12 protein-coding genes are annotated in these 13,548 nt (G+C 46.8%); 5 read left to right on the top strand and 7 right to left on the bottom strand.

Features of this window, described 5'->3' with window-relative positions; all coding sequences use genetic code 11:
* Positions 1 to 963 (top strand): calcium-binding protein (locus QUB39_RS15800; RefSeq protein WP_333485087.1); only part of this gene is annotated, 963 nt, incomplete at its 5' end.
* A 48-nt stretch (positions 964 to 1,011) separates the two neighbouring features.
* Here the strand turns inward: QUB39_RS15800 and QUB39_RS15805 are convergent.
* A complete protein-coding gene (locus QUB39_RS15805; protein ID WP_333057007.1) occupies positions 1,012 to 1,569 on the bottom strand; it encodes an NUDIX hydrolase in 558 nt (185 codons plus the stop codon).
* A 90-nt stretch (positions 1,570 to 1,659) separates the two neighbouring features.
* On the opposite strand from QUB39_RS15805, the gene QUB39_RS15810 reads away from it, so the two are divergent.
* Positions 1,660 to 2,985 carry an AMIN domain-containing protein gene (locus tag QUB39_RS15810; RefSeq protein ID WP_333485088.1) on the top strand — a complete coding sequence of 442 codons (1,326 nt, stop codon included), beginning with the start codon at positions 1,660 to 1,662 and terminating at the stop codon, positions 2,983 to 2,985.
* Positions 2,986 to 3,094: 109 nt separating this feature from the next.
* Here QUB39_RS15810 and QUB39_RS15815 read toward each other — a convergent pair whose 3' ends face one another.
* On the bottom strand, positions 3,095 to 3,697 hold the full coding sequence (locus QUB39_RS15815; RefSeq protein WP_333057009.1) for a DUF3172 domain-containing protein: 603 nt from the start codon (positions 3,695 to 3,697) through the stop codon (positions 3,095 to 3,097).
* Between the two features lie 291 nt (positions 3,698 to 3,988).
* On the opposite strand from QUB39_RS15815, the gene clpS reads away from it, so the two are divergent.
* Complete coding sequence (gene clpS, locus QUB39_RS15820; protein WP_015178019.1) at positions 3,989 to 4,270, top strand: ATP-dependent Clp protease adapter ClpS; 282 nt, start codon at positions 3,989 to 3,991, stop codon at positions 4,268 to 4,270.
* Positions 4,271 to 4,501: 231 nt separating this feature from the next.
* Here the strand turns inward: clpS and QUB39_RS15825 are convergent, their stop codons facing one another.
* Both QUB39_RS15825 and QUB39_RS15830 read right to left on the bottom strand, forming a co-directional pair.
* On the bottom strand, positions 4,502 to 4,831 hold the full coding sequence (locus QUB39_RS15825; protein WP_172192890.1) for an RNA recognition motif domain-containing protein: 330 nt from the start codon (positions 4,829 to 4,831) through the stop codon (positions 4,502 to 4,504).
* A gap of 287 nt (positions 4,832 to 5,118) precedes the next feature.
* On the bottom strand, positions 5,119 to 6,396 hold the full coding sequence (locus QUB39_RS15830) for a hypothetical protein (protein ID WP_333057011.1): 1,278 nt from the start codon (positions 6,394 to 6,396) through the stop codon (positions 5,119 to 5,121).
* Positions 6,397 to 6,804: 408 nt separating this feature from the next.
* Between QUB39_RS15830 and QUB39_RS15835 the strand changes: the two genes are divergently transcribed.
* Positions 6,805 to 8,187: a UDP-N-acetylmuramoyl-tripeptide--D-alanyl-D-alanine ligase gene (locus QUB39_RS15835; RefSeq protein WP_333057012.1), complete on the top strand. Its 1,383-nt coding sequence runs from the start codon at positions 6,805 to 6,807 to the stop codon at positions 8,185 to 8,187.
* Between the two features lie 123 nt (positions 8,188 to 8,310).
* On the opposite strand, the gene QUB39_RS15840 is transcribed toward QUB39_RS15835, so the two are convergent.
* Complete coding sequence (locus tag QUB39_RS15840) at positions 8,311 to 8,745, bottom strand: hypothetical protein (protein ID WP_333057013.1); 435 nt, start codon at positions 8,743 to 8,745, stop codon at positions 8,311 to 8,313.
* 369 nt (positions 8,746 to 9,114) lie between these two features.
* On the opposite strand from QUB39_RS15840, the gene QUB39_RS15845 reads away from it, so the two are divergent.
* Positions 9,115 to 10,236 (top strand): HNH endonuclease, encoded by a 1,122-nt coding sequence (locus tag QUB39_RS15845; protein WP_333485089.1) that lies wholly within the window; start codon positions 9,115 to 9,117, stop codon positions 10,234 to 10,236.
* Between the two features lie 116 nt (positions 10,237 to 10,352).
* Here QUB39_RS15845 and QUB39_RS15850 read toward each other — a convergent pair whose 3' ends face one another.
* Both QUB39_RS15850 and fusA read right to left on the bottom strand, forming a co-directional pair.
* Complete coding sequence (locus QUB39_RS15850) at positions 10,353 to 10,889, bottom strand: Uma2 family endonuclease (RefSeq protein ID WP_333056028.1); 537 nt, start codon at positions 10,887 to 10,889, stop codon at positions 10,353 to 10,355.
* A 123-nt stretch (positions 10,890 to 11,012) separates the two neighbouring features.
* The gene (fusA, locus tag QUB39_RS15855) at positions 11,013 to 13,097 is read right to left on the bottom strand and encodes an elongation factor G (protein ID WP_333313122.1); all 2,085 of its coding nucleotides are present in this window, start codon (positions 13,095 to 13,097) and stop codon (positions 11,013 to 11,015) included.
* Positions 13,098 to 13,548: the final 451 nt, after the last annotated feature.

The raw sequence follows: 13,548 nt of genomic DNA on the forward strand, positions 1-13,548 counted from the left end.
TACGGCAATCTAGGTTCCGACACCATCATCGGCGACTACGGCACTCAACTTGGCAGTAGTGTTGCGACATCTGAAGGCGATTTAATTTTCGGTAACGACACCGGCGATCTCATCGGCGGCGGTAGCGGTAACGATAGCATTTTTGCTGGCAAAGGTAATGACTTAGTTTACGGTGGCAAAGATAATGACCGGATTTGGGGTGAACTCGGTGCCGACACCATTGTCGGGGATGAGGGGGATGATTCGCTTTATGGTGGGAAGCAAAACGAGTTAGTGTCGGATGTGGATGGCCGCGATTTGCTATTTGGAGGAGATGGAAATGATTTTCTCAATGGTGGTGAGAGTTCCGATTCTCTGAGTGGGGGTTTTGGTAACGATACGCTTCGTGGAGGTAAGGATGATGATGTTGTACAGGGAGATGCGGGCGATGATTTGATTTACGGGGATGATGGCAACGATATTTTGTGCGGCGATGAAGGTAATGATACTATTTTTGGCGATTCCGGGGAAAATCGGCGAGGCGCTGTGGGTGAAAACGGTCAGCAAGACTGTATTAATGGTGGCAGTGGCGATGACTTGTTATACGGCAATGAAGGTCAAGATACTATTAACGGTGATCGGGGTAATGACACCCTCCACGGAGGGAAAGATAGCGATATTCTCAATGGGGGTGCAGGGGATGACTGGCTGTTTGGTGATGGGGGAGATGATACTTTGATTGGGGGTATGGGGAACGATCGCTTTGTGTTAAGCGCTAATAGTGGTATTGATACTATCCTCAATTTTTCTGTAGGAAGTGATAAGTTTGTTCTGGCTGGTGGCTTGAGTTTTGAGGCTTTGCAAATTAATTCGACTGCCAATAGCACACTGCTACAAGTTGCGGCGACTGGGGAGGTTTTGGCTCAGGTTTTTGGCGCTGATAATACTATTACTTCTCTGGATTTTATGACTCTTTCGACTTAAGACAATTCTCACAAAAAACAGCGTGTAGGGTTCCATTCACACAGCACCTTACCGCTGTTCATTCAAAAATTCTAATCCTAAAAAAATAGCTGCGATGCTTCCTGCTACACAAATTTCTCGGTTTTTTATTTTCAACAAAACTTCGGTAAGTGGGATTAAAACTACTTCAATATCTTCTGTAATATCTAATTGTATTTGGCTGGCAAGCTTGACATTTTTAGCAAAGTATAGGTAGATAGAATTGGTGTCTTTTACGGGGTTATCATATAAGGTTGCTAGTTCCAAAATTTCTTCAGCAACATATCCCGTTTCTTCGGCAAGTTCTCTGGCGGCTGCCGATTTGCCGCTCTCTTCAGCAGGATTGAAAGATCCAGCAGGCAGTTCCAGCAAAATTTCGCCTACTCCGTGCCTGTATTGGCGCACTAATAAAAGTTCTTGCTGCTCTGTCGTGGCAAATACGAGGGCGATGTTGGGTCGGACATTAACAAAAAAGTCGTCTATAATTTGTCCGCTTGGCAATTCTATTTCATCTTGTCTAACCTGACACCACTTGTTGTTAAGAACGAAGCGCGATCGCAATAATTTCCATTTAGTTAAATTTTTCATATCGCAATAATGTTAAACTTTCAGCGTTATCCGAAGGCAAAATTTTCCCATCCATAATCTATTTCAGATCAAAAATTTCACCCAGCAGCCATGCCATACAAAAAATTACCACGAAAATTTTGGGAAGACTTACAAAAATTGACTGTTAATTATCTAGCACCCGGATTGTTTGCGATCGAGTCACTGAGTCTGAGTCTAGCAGTCGTTGCCGCAGTTGCAGCAGTGCCAGCAACACTGGAACCAGCAAATGCTTCTACAGTCACAAGTTGGAAATTCGATCCGGCGACAAATCAGCTAGAAATTACTCTCCCAGAGGGAACAACCCCCAGATATTCTCTACTCAATCCGTCTCAGATTGCTGTGGATTTGCCCAATACTGAGATCGGAGTAGATACAACTCAGCTATACCCGCAAGGCAGAGTGCGTTCTGTGGAAGTGAGTCAACTTCAACCGGGAACGGCGAGAATTCTGGTCAATTTGGCTCCTGGAGTCGGTTTCAGCGCGGGGAAAGTTCAATTCCAAAGAAGCGGGTTAGAAAATCGCTGGGTGTTGCGTCCTTCGATCGAACCGACTCGAATTATGGAAACTCCCGAAACTCAACCCCAGCCTGCCATACAAGTACCGCAAAACCAGCGGCTGACAGATTCCAACTCAACTGCTGCCCCAGAGGTCGATCGACCTGAGCCTCCTACTTCCCCGAATCCCGCTACAAATTATTCGCAGCCGCCAACTCCCAATGACCAAATCCGGCCGCTAAGAGTGCCTTTAGTCAATGTTCGCCTTGACGAACGCCGTGGGGTACAAGCTGCTGCTCTACCCCGCCTAGATCCTCAAATAACGGCTGCTGCACCCCAACAGCGGACGCTTACTTTTGGTGAACCGCTTCCTGGGGGACGATCGAATGCTCCTTTGCAGGCTGCGACTGGGGCGAATGTCTTGTTGCCGGCGGGCACGGAGCTGAGTTTACTATACCCGGGCGATCGGGCTTTGCGGCTGCAAGCGAAGCCCAGCCAAGAGGAAGTGCTGCTGCTGCAAGGGGGAATTTTCGACAGTCGCGGCAATACGATCGTACCTGCTAATACGCCGGTCATCGGTCGGTTTGAAACGACCAACCTCGGCAGTCGATTTGTGGTCGAAGCTATTAGTCTCAACGGCCGCAATATTCCTCTGTTGGCTCGCTCAGAACCCGTGGGAGGCCGCCGACAACAGCCTTCCGATCGCAGTTTGTTGCGAAATACTGGTATTGGTGGCTTAGCTTTGTTCTTGCTGAGCGGCTTTTCCGGTGTCGGTTTGTTGGCGGGAGCAGCAGGTGGTGTTGCTACAACTTACGTGGCTGCTCCTCAACCTGCTACGATTCAACCCGGCCAAATTTTTCAAGTTCAGTTAACGGAAGATTTGCCCCAGTTTGGTTTTTGAAGCCAGAAGGAGTTTTCCATTCTCTGAAATAAAGTAGGGACTTAGGCTTTGCCTAAATCCCTACCCCATATCTGTAATTGACTCAACTGAAAACCGCTATATCGGCGATTTAGAAATTTTGACCTTCACTGGTTGGAGCTATCGAACCCGGTTGGTTGAGGAACAGGTTTTTAGCGCCGTCATTTTGGTAGATACAGTTAATTTCGGGTTGAGCTTCCAAGGGGCCGGTGAAGCCAAAGGTGTTCATGCGATTTTTGCAATCGCGCACTTGGTCTTGGCTGATGAGTTTTCTTTGTTCGAGAATTGCCCAGTTATTGGTTCGCAGGACGCATCCGGGGCGCATACTCGGCTGCGAGATGTAGACGTTGAAGGGGTTGAGGGTGACGTAGAGGCGCATATCTGTCACCATCGCGCTTGCTCCAAACTGCACGCAAAGTTCTGGGTTCGGGGCGCTGCGATCGATAAATTCGCGGGAGGCTACGTTCTCTGGGCTAATTGTAGCTGTGGAGCTAAAGGCAATGCCAATGCCAATTCCCAGAATAAAGACGGCTGTTAAAATCCCTAGGGTGGCGGAATTGAGGAAAGAGGGTTTACCGGACTGAGGTTGACGCCGCGACTGTCCGCCAAAGGAGCCTGGGTAGTCGGAGTCTTCATCTGCTCGGGATGGGTCGCCGCTGAATCTGTCGTTGTAGGATTTAGGTTTGCGTTTCATATAATGTTCGTTCCCTCAGTTCTGGAGACTCAACAGGTAGTAGTTTGTTATTTTTAACCGATCGCGCCTTTCTAATATTATGGCGCTAGGAAGGTGGTTGCCCAGGGCCCAGGACACGCCCTGTGGGTTTGGTGTTGGGTTCACAGCTTGCGATCGACCAAGGGGCTGCCTTGTCTGAATTTTCAGATTTCAATAAAATAGCTGAAAGTGAGATAGTCTTGCACAGCGGAGGAATCCGGCTCAAGATTGTTGACAAATTTTAACATTTTACAAGTCAGGAGGTATAGATTAGTGTCTGTCGAAATTATTCAAAAGCCTTCCACAGTCCGCAAGCTTGCACCACGCTACCGCGTTCTGCTGCACAATGATGATTTCAATCCTATGGAGTACGTGGTGCAGACTTTGATGGCGACGGTACCGAGTCTGACTCAGCCACAGGCGGTAAATGTGATGATGGAAGCCCATACTAACGGGATGGGATTGGTGATTGTTTGCGCTCTCGAACACGCTGAGTTTTACGCTGAAACGCTCAATAATCACGGATTGAGCAGCAGCATCGAACCTGACGATTAGAACCTGACGGTACTGCAACGGATTCGCCCAGCCGATTTCCGACTTATACCGTCAACCCTCATACATACCAAAAAGCCAAGGGTTAGGCCCTTGGCTTTTTGGTATATTTAATCGGGTAGATATGGAAATTTGAAGAGCATAGATTTTTCGGAACGACCGGAAGTGGTTCGGAGCTAGGTGAGCTCTGGCGCCAATTTCAACTCTCCAATCTCAAATCTTTCTCAGAGGAAATTAATAACGTCCTCCGCCGCCGCCCCCTCCGCGAGCAAATTTTCCAGGGCCACCGCCGCCCCGGTTGCCGCCACCCCGGCCTTCATCTTCGCGGGGTTTAGCTTTGTTAACTTTGAGGTCGCGACCCATCCACTCTGCTCCGTCGAGAGCGCTAATGGCTGCATCTTCTTCTGCATCTGTGGACATTTCTACAAAACCGAAGCCGCGGGGGCGACTGGTTTCTCTGTCGGTAGGTAGATGTACTCGCTTAACGGTTCCGTATTCGGCGAAGACGGTGGTGATGTCTTCTTGGGTAACTTGGTAGGATAAGTTACCGACGTATATCGACATGAGGAATAACTCCAAAATTTAGACAGTGCGAAGATTTCAGTTTCGGAGAGTCCCCTGCCGATACAGAAGGGCAAGTTTTTAGACAATTCTGTAGCAATGAACAAAGCCTGCAACTGAATCTGATTCACACTTGATACTTTAACATAGAATAGAGTCTTTTGAGTAGGTTTCAGGAGTTAATTAAGTTGTTCTAATTAAAGGTAAAACTTTTAGGGTATTCAGAAACCTGGTCGATCGGTGTGATGTTTTGCCTGCAGTGGAAGCAGAGAAAGTTATGCCGCGCCCTCTCATCGCAGGAAAGATACATCCACCTTGCCAAAGTTGGTACTCAAAGCTAGGTTTACGTTTTCCAGGGCTTTGACTAACCAGACTACGCCTTCTCGAGTACTGCATTCGTAGTGACCGAACAAAATTGCCAGCCGCTTTTCTAGGTAGGGCTTGACTTTGCCGCAAATTAGTACGATTTTCAGCAGCAAACCTGTGGTTTGGGTGGGACCGAGGTTTGAGATCAAGTCGATGAAGACAAAGTGGTTGGGCCGCACAGGACTCTCTACTACTAAAAAGTTCAATAACTGGCTGCAAGTTCTGATCATTAAAAATTCATTAAACTTCTGATCGTCGCTGTGGGGCAGGGTATTTTGTAGTTGCTTATACAATTTTTCGTTAAAGAGACGTTTGCCGTAGCGATCGTCGGTGACAGAAGAAATCAGGTATTCGTACAAGTCGTCTTTAAAGGAGCGGTAGGACTGATTTGTGCTGGCGTTCGCCGTGAAACGGCCCGCTAGCTGTCTGTAGGTATCTGCTCCTTCTACTTTTCCGACAAATTGCTTGAGGGCAAAGAATAGTTCCGGGTCGGTCAACAGGGTCGGATTTTTTATAGGTTGTATACTTCTTTTGAAGACAATTGAGGTTTCCCGACGCGCTGTTTGGGCTTTTCTCACTTGGTGAGCAACATACTGGGAGAGGTTGATCTCAAATTGCTGCTGCTTTTGAGCTTGGATTTTTTTAATGATTTTTTGCTGTTCGTAGCTGCTGTCGTCGCTGAGCAGGCAGTGTTTGTACAGGTAAGGGTAGCGGGGAATTAAGGTTCCGAGGGCGAGGGTAGCAGGGGTTTTGCTGCTGCTATCTTCATTGTTGTGAGTTATGACTTTGGCTAAACGTTGGAGGGTGAGGTACTGTTCGCTTTCGGTAAATTGATTTACTAATTGGGGGATGGAGCCTCGCCCCCGCGATCTATGGTATCCAAATAAGATTTTGGGTGCTTCTTCAAACAGAGCGATCAATTCAGGGATGGCTGCTTGCTTGCTGGGGTAGGTTTGCCAGCGGTTGATCAGGATGTGGCAGCAGCGGTTGAGAATGTATTTGAATTCTTGTTCGGCGTGTTTTGAGGCTGCTATTTTTTCGAGTGCTTCGGCGATCGAGCGATCGGGATATCCGGTACCCTGGATAAACAAAGTGCGAAAGCGGCTGATGAGTTCGGCAGGCTGCTCTCGTTGTACCAACTCCAGCCAGTGCTTGTAAAGTAGCTGTTCTTCTTCGTGGCTTTGTCTGTTGTAGTCGTTCACTGTGGATTAACCCTCCGAGGCTGGGGCAGGAGCTTTCAGCGCTATTATTTTGATGAATTGGCAAATGAATCGCAATAATTGAGTCAACCGAGCTTCTCGCCGGCGGAGACTTATGGGTAGAAGCGGTCAGCAGCTTATGCCGATCGATATTTTTTGCTTAGTTAAACTATTTATCAACACCAGCATGACATGAATTGTTGGTAATTAGCAAGGCCTTAAATACCATCGACTGTGTAAAGTATTGGTAAAGATCGTGGGTGGGTACGGGATAATTTTTTGGTGAACCGACGATTTAGTATTAGGATGATCGAGGTCAATCCCGATCCGCCGCCCGCTGTTAGTTAAATTTGAGGTTGGGCGAGGTAGAATTAGCTGTGAAAATAATTATTTTAAATGTGAGTGCTGGTTATGGTTTGTCGCGTAAGTATCGCCCAACTTGCTGAAATTTTAACTGTACCTTTGCCTACTGTGTCTGAAGGCGTTTTGACAGTTGTAGGGACAGGTATTGCCACAGATACGCGCACTCTTGAGGGGGGTGAAGTATTTTTGGCGCTGCGGGGAGACAATTTTGACGGCCATCAATTTGTGGCAAAAGCCAGGGATTTGGGGGCGATTGCCGCGATTGTCGATCGACATTGGCAAGAGGAATTGCCTAATTTTCCGCTGTTGCGCGTTGACGATACTTTAAAAGCTTACCAGTCGATCGCCCGTTGGTGGCGTGACCAATTCAGTATACCTATAGTTGCTGTTACTGGGTCTGTAGGTAAAACTACTGTTAAAGAGTTAATTGCAGCGGTTTTGTCAACGAGTGGAAATGTTCTTAAAACTCAATATAACTACAACAATGAAATTGGAGTACCGAAAACTCTGTTGGAGCTTTCATCGACACACAATTATGCTGTAATCGAAATGGGAATGCGCGGGAGTGGCGAAATTGCGCTGCTGTCGCAAATTGCGCGTCCTACTATTGCGGTAATTACTAATGTAGGAACGGCACATATCGGGCGATTAGGTTCCGAAGAGGCGATCGCCCAAGCTAAGTGCGAACTTTTAGCCGAAATGCCTGCTGATAGCATTGCTATTCTAAATCACGATTGTAACAGATTAATCGCAACTGCGACCGAAGTTTGGCAGGGAAAAACTTTAAGTTACGGTTTAGAAGGCGGGGATTTGTGCGGAGAATTGCTCAACAATGATACAATACTTATAGATGGTATAGAATTACCATTACCGCTGCCGGGACGGCACAATGCTGTAAACTATTTGGCGGCTTTGTCGGTAGGGAAAGTGTTAGGTATTGATTGGGAAGTTTTAAAGCAAGGTTTGTCTGTGCAGTTACCGGATGGAAGGGCGCGCCGTTACGATTTGCCGCAGGATATTGTGATTCTGGATGAGACTTACAATGCTGGTTTGGAGTCGATGTTGGCGGCCCTGAGACTGTTAGCAGATACTCCAGGAAAGCGCCGGATTGCGGTGTTGGGAACGATGAAGGAATTGGGCGACAGGGCGATCGAATTTCACCGACAAGTGGGAATGGCGGCGCGAGAGTTGAATCTGGATGCTTTGTTTGTTTTTGCTGATTTTGAGGAAGCAGCGGCGATGGCCGCGGGCGCGGCGGGTTTGCCTTTTGTGGAGATAGGAGATATTACAGCCAAGGATGGGCGGGAAGATTTAGCAAAGCGGTTGTTGGGATTTGTCGAAAAGGGCGATCGGATTTTATTTAAGGCTTCTCATTCGGTTGAGTTAAATCGAGTTGTGGAGAAGTTTAGGGCAGATTTTGCGGGGGAGTAATAGAAAAGAAATTTTGGGGATTTGAAATTATGCGATCGCTTCTAGTCGATCGCCGCCTCAAACTCACGTTTCGATCGTTGATGCGTAGGGTAAGATGCCCATCTGCACCTAAGTCCCGATGCCTCAATATTTTGATAGCCCTCTGGCCTCGATTTCGATATCGGGATCGATCTCAATTATTGAAATTTTGGCATTTTCAACTACTGTATTTCCGAGCATTGTATTGTGCATTGCCTCAAACTTAGATTCATCCTTAGCAATTCGTTCGTAGTGCAAAATTACGTGATAACGCTTTTCAATTGGCTCTCCAGAATCCGAAATTTCCACCGCATCCCAATCTATATTTTGAGAGTCTTCCGCTTGCTGGCGGTAGCGAGATGCTAAATTTTCCAGGGCGATCGCGATCGCGTGTTCTTTCGTTTGTCCGTAAAAATTCATGGTATCATCAGGGCGATCGCTCAGAGATGACGAAATCTGACAAAGATACTGCCCGTTTGATTGAGCGCAAACGTCGATCGCAATTGTACCAGCAGTGCGATCGGGATTTATTTGAGTCATAAGCTGTTCGGCATTTAAAAGACGATAGTAGGGTGCGTCAGTCCATAAGCGTTTCCCAAGTCCTGTAAGTATTCTAACTGACCACGAATTTCTTGAGGGTAGAAGCCCCCGGATTTATCCGTGGAATCAATCCAAAATCGAAAATCGAAAATCCTCAAGCCCCCGCATTTATCCGTGGGGTCAATCTAAAATCTAAAATCTAAAATCTAAAATCTAAAATCTAAAATCGATTGACGCACCCTACAAGGCTGAAACTCACCACAGCAAAAGTTTTAGGAACCGGGGAAGCATGACCTATTTCAGGATATGTCGAAAAAAAGCTAAAATATCGATTAGTTTTCGTTGCACTTGTCATGTCGGAGAGCAAATATGAATTCAGTTGAGGAGACCGAATTGTCACAAATCGTTGACTTGCCATTGATAGGGTCTGCTGAACAATATCTGTTCTCAGTCGAAGACAATCGAGAGCGTGCTGATAAGCTAAAAGAATTACTTGTCCCTAAGCTTAAAATAATCATTAAACAAGCTTGTGACCAAATTCACCAAGTTTATGGCACAGATGTACTCTCAGATTGTCAGATATTGACTACACCATGGCACAGCCTTGTAGCCAAGAAAACCCGGCCCTTCAAAATAGCAACCGCTGGCTTGGCTATAAAAGGAAAAGGTTGGTATTTCCAACAGAGATTCGAGTGTACTTCTTATAGTTTATTTGTGAATTTTTTTGGATTAAGAGGGCTAGAAAGCAATCCGATTGTTCACGTTCTGAAAAACCATTTAGAAGATGTTACTAGGATTTTGAAGCATGGTATATATAATATTTCCTCTGATAATATTGCACCGGAAAAATATGGTAAGTTAAAGTATGATGAGTTCATTAACAAACTGCAATTAATTCATGAAGGAGGTAGGAATGGTACTTATATTCAGAGTCCATCCCTAGTTCTTCCTATTAAAGACCTAGATGCAGCTCAGCCAGTGATTGATAACTTTGTCGAAATCTTTGCTATCTTTCGTGCTGCAGCAAATGTGTTTCTTGGTGAGGAAGATCGTTTTGAGGACTACGTAAAATGTTTGTGGGATTGGCAAAGTCCGCTTCAGGTTCAGGAATCTGTAACTACTACTAGATTCTTTCCTGATGAAGTAGATTCAGTACAAACATTTCGTGAGGGGGCAGTACGGCAAGTTTCAGTCAACGCCTATGAACGAGATCCTAAAGCGCGGCAAAAATGTATTGATTATTACGGTTCAAGTTGCTCTATTTGTGATTTCGATTTTGGCAGAGCTTTTGGGCAACGGGGAAAAGGTTTCATTCATGTTCATCATCTAAGACCCCTTTCAGAGATTGCAGAAGAGTATGAAATTGATCCTATAAAAGATTTGCGTCCTGTTTGTCCAAATTGTCACGCTATGATTCATCGTAGTTCACCACCATTAAGTCTTGAACAAATCAAGATGTTGTTGAAGTCTGCTCGTGGTTCTACTATCTAATATGTGGGGCTTGCTGAATAAGCCGATCGCAAACCCAGACCACGCAATATGCGGTATATTCAGCAAACCCTAATTACTATCAACGGGGTTTTAAACCCAGTTTTCTAATAAAATGCCTACTGTCGGCGAATCATAGCCATCACAGCATCAACCGTAAGTTCCGGGAGAATACCTAAAACTGGTAAAATATCTGCACCCGAACAGATTATAGGTAGCTCCTCACCCTGCCATACCCAAACTTGTTGGTGAGAGATATCGATTAGCCATGCTAATTGCGTGCCGTTAATGAGGCAGTGGAGGATCTTATTCTGCAATTTTAAAGTGCTTTGATCCAGCGATCGAATTTCAATTAACCAATCCGGTGCGCCGTTAAGTGGTCCGTCTTCATCGGTAAGCCGATCGCCTGCTACAATCGCTATATCTGGTACTGGCGAGTAGGGAAGTACCAAGCAACGCAACTCTGGTATCGCTTCAAATCGATCAGTCCGATCGTTGATATAGTTAACCAAGTTGTGTTGCAGTCGCGAATGAAAAAGGGTTGGCATAGTTTTTTGAACCGCTCGTCCCAGAATAAATTCCCATGCAGGCGAGGATTCAATATCCGGTTGAGCGAGGAAGTCTGTTAGTGAAAGTGTTGCGATCGACTCAATCATATTTTTTTGTCGAACCTCACTGTACTTATTATCTAGATTAAATCCCCGACTTCGTAGAAGTTGTCGGGGATTGAATTGTTCTGTTTGACTCCAGATAGCACCTACCGGGAGTCAAAAGCACTACTACTTCGCAGCTTGACGCTCTTTTGCCGCTTTGATCACTTCTTCAGCGATGTTATTCGGACAAGGAGCATAGTGCGAGAAGGACATTGAGAACTGTCCGCGCCCAGAGGTCATAGTACGCAAGTCGCTAATGTAACCAAACATTTCGCTCAACGGTACATCTGCCTTGATCCGCGCTCCTGTCTGGCTTGTTTCTTGAGATTTCATCATCCCCCGGCGGCGGTTGAGGTCGCCGATCACGTCGCCCATGTAATCATCTGGAGTGAATACATCGACATTCATAATCGGTTCGAGCAACTGAGGCCCCGCTTTCGGCAGAGACTGACGATAGGCCGCTTTGGCAGCAATTTCAAAAGCCATTGCTGACGAGTCAACGGGGTGGAAACCGCCTTCTAGAAGGGTGAATTTCAAGTCCAAGCAGGGGAATCCGGCCAAGACGCCTTTGTCGATGCAGCTTTCAAAGCCTTTTTCGACCGCTGGCCAATATTCTCTCGGCACGCTACCACCGGTCACTTTTGACTCAAACTGGAAGCCGCTTCCAACCTCACCAGGCTCGATCACATAGCCAATTTTGGCAAATTGACCGGAACCACCTGATTGCTTTTTGTGGGTGTATTCGTCTTCGAGGCGCTTGGTAATCGACTCGCGGTAGGCTACCTGCGGTTCGCCGACTTCTACTTCGATGCCGTGGGTGCGCTTGAGAATGTCTACTTTGATGTCGAGGTGTAACTCGCCCATCCCCTTGAGAATCGTTTCGCCACTTTCTTGATCCGTCACCATGTGGAAGGAAGGGTCTTCTTGCACCATCTTGGTGAGGGCTGCTCCCATTTTTTCTTCGCCGCCTTTTTGTTTCGGTTTGACCGAAATCGAAATAACGGGATCGGGGAATACCATCGGCTCTAGGGTTGCGGGATTTTTGGGGTCGCAGATGGTGTGTCCGGTGCGGACGTTTTTCATACCGACGATCGCCACAATGTCCCCTGCTTGGGCCGATTCAATTTCTTCGCGAGAGTTGGCGTGCATTTCCACCAAACGACTGATGCGCTCGGTTTTGCCTGTGGCGGTGTTGAGTACGGTGTCGCCCTTGGACAGAGTACCGGAGTACAAGCGTGTGAAGGTTAGAGCGCCGTAGCGATCGTCCATGATCTTAAACGCGAGTGCCCGCAATGGCCTGTTGGGATCGACGATCGCAAACTCGCCGGTTTCCTCGCCATCGAGATCGACTTCTGGCTGCGGTGTGACTTCCATCGGGTTTGGTAGGTAGTCAACTACGGCATCGAGAACCAACTGCACGCCTTTGTTTTTAAACGATGAGCCGCAGTAGGTGGGGAAAAATGCCCGATCGCGAGTACCTTTGCGAATGCAGCGCTTGAGGTCGTCGAGGCTCGGCTCGTTGCCTTCGAGATACTGTTCCATCACAGTGTCGTCTTGCTCGACGGCCAGTTCGATCAACTTTTCGCGCCAAGTTTCGACATCATCCACCATATCGGCGGGAACATCTTTAATTTGATAGTTCAGGGGATCGCCGGAATCATCCCAGATCCAGGCTTTGCGGGTCAGCAAATCGACTACGCCGCAAAACTTTTCTTCTATGCCGATCGGCAATACCATTACCATCGGTTTAGCGCCGAGGATTTTATCAACTTGCTGGACAACGCGGTAAAAATCTGCACCGGTGCGATCGAGCTTGTTGATGTAGATGACGCGAGCGACTTTGGAATCGTTAGCGTAGCGCCAGTTGGTTTCAGATTGCGGTTCAACTCCACCCGAACCGCAGAACACACCAATGCCACCATCGAGAACCTTCAAAGAACGGTAAACCTCGATCGTAAAATCGACGTGTCCGGGAGTATCGATGATGTTGAGCTGATGCTCGTTCCAGAAGCAGGTGGTAGCAGCGGATTGAATCGTAATACCGCGCTCTTGCTCCTGTTCCATGAAGTCAGTAGTCGCCGCGCCTTCGTGAACTTCACCGATTTTGTGGATTTTACCCGTCAGTTTCAGGATTCTTTCAGTTGTGGTGGTCTTGCCAGCATCTACGTGGGCGAAGATGCCGATATTTCGATAACGAGTGAGATCTTTCATAAATTAGTGTTGAGATTAAATGCGACGAACCGTCGGCGACCACCTGCAAGCGTGACAAGCGAGGAATCAATGTTGCCTGGTAAGGCCAGTACAGGCCGGATTTCCTTTTTCCTGTTTCTGGCAGGACTATCTTAATTTTGACACTTCTCCGTCATTCCTGCGAAGGATTCTTGGTTTAATAAGAGCCCCAAGCCTGACAACTCATAAAAATACCCTAGACCAAGGGAAAAATCGTCTCCGAAAGTAGGTTGGGTTGAGGCACTCCTACCCAACAACTTCGTGTTTTTGACGTTTCGCTCAACCTGATATTTTGCAGCAGTCTCAGCAAAAAAGTATAAACCGCGTTTCCTGACAAAAAACCTAGGATTTTACGTGAGTTTATGGGAAGAAAACCGATTTCTTACATTACTGACATTAAATAAGTAGGTGCAAATAAACCTCCCTGTGGGGA

The sequence above is a fragment of the Microcoleus sp. AT8-B5 genome (genome assembly GCF_036705565.1).
In the GTDB taxonomy this organism is placed as follows: Bacteria; Cyanobacteriota; Cyanobacteriia; order Cyanobacteriales; family Microcoleaceae; genus Microcoleus.

Excerpts from the sequence above, each read along its gene's own strand:
- QUB39_RS15805 (WP_333057007.1), bottom strand. The coding sequence starts at position 1,569 with ATGAAAAATTTAACTAAATGGAAATTATTGCGATCGCGCTTCGTTCTT.
- QUB39_RS15810 (WP_333485088.1), top strand. The coding sequence starts at position 1,660 with ATGCCATACAAAAAATTACCACGAAAATTTTGGGAAGACTTACAAAAA.
- QUB39_RS15815 (WP_333057009.1), bottom strand. The coding sequence starts at position 3,697 with ATGAAACGCAAACCTAAATCCTACAACGACAGATTCAGCGGCGACCCA.
- QUB39_RS15825 (WP_172192890.1), bottom strand. The coding sequence starts at position 4,831 with ATGTCGATATACGTCGGTAACTTATCCTACCAAGTTACCCAAGAAGAC.
- QUB39_RS15835 (WP_333057012.1), top strand. The coding sequence starts at position 6,805 with ATGGTTTGTCGCGTAAGTATCGCCCAACTTGCTGAAATTTTAACTGTA.
- QUB39_RS15840 (WP_333057013.1), bottom strand. The coding sequence starts at position 8,745 with ATGACTCAAATAAATCCCGATCGCACTGCTGGTACAATTGCGATCGAC.
- QUB39_RS15845 (WP_333485089.1), top strand. The coding sequence starts at position 9,115 with ATGAATTCAGTTGAGGAGACCGAATTGTCACAAATCGTTGACTTGCCA.
- QUB39_RS15850 (WP_333056028.1), bottom strand. The coding sequence starts at position 10,889 with ATGATTGAGTCGATCGCAACACTTTCACTAACAGACTTCCTCGCTCAA.
- fusA (WP_333313122.1), bottom strand. The coding sequence starts at position 13,097 with ATGAAAGATCTCACTCGTTATCGAAATATCGGCATCTTCGCCCACGTA.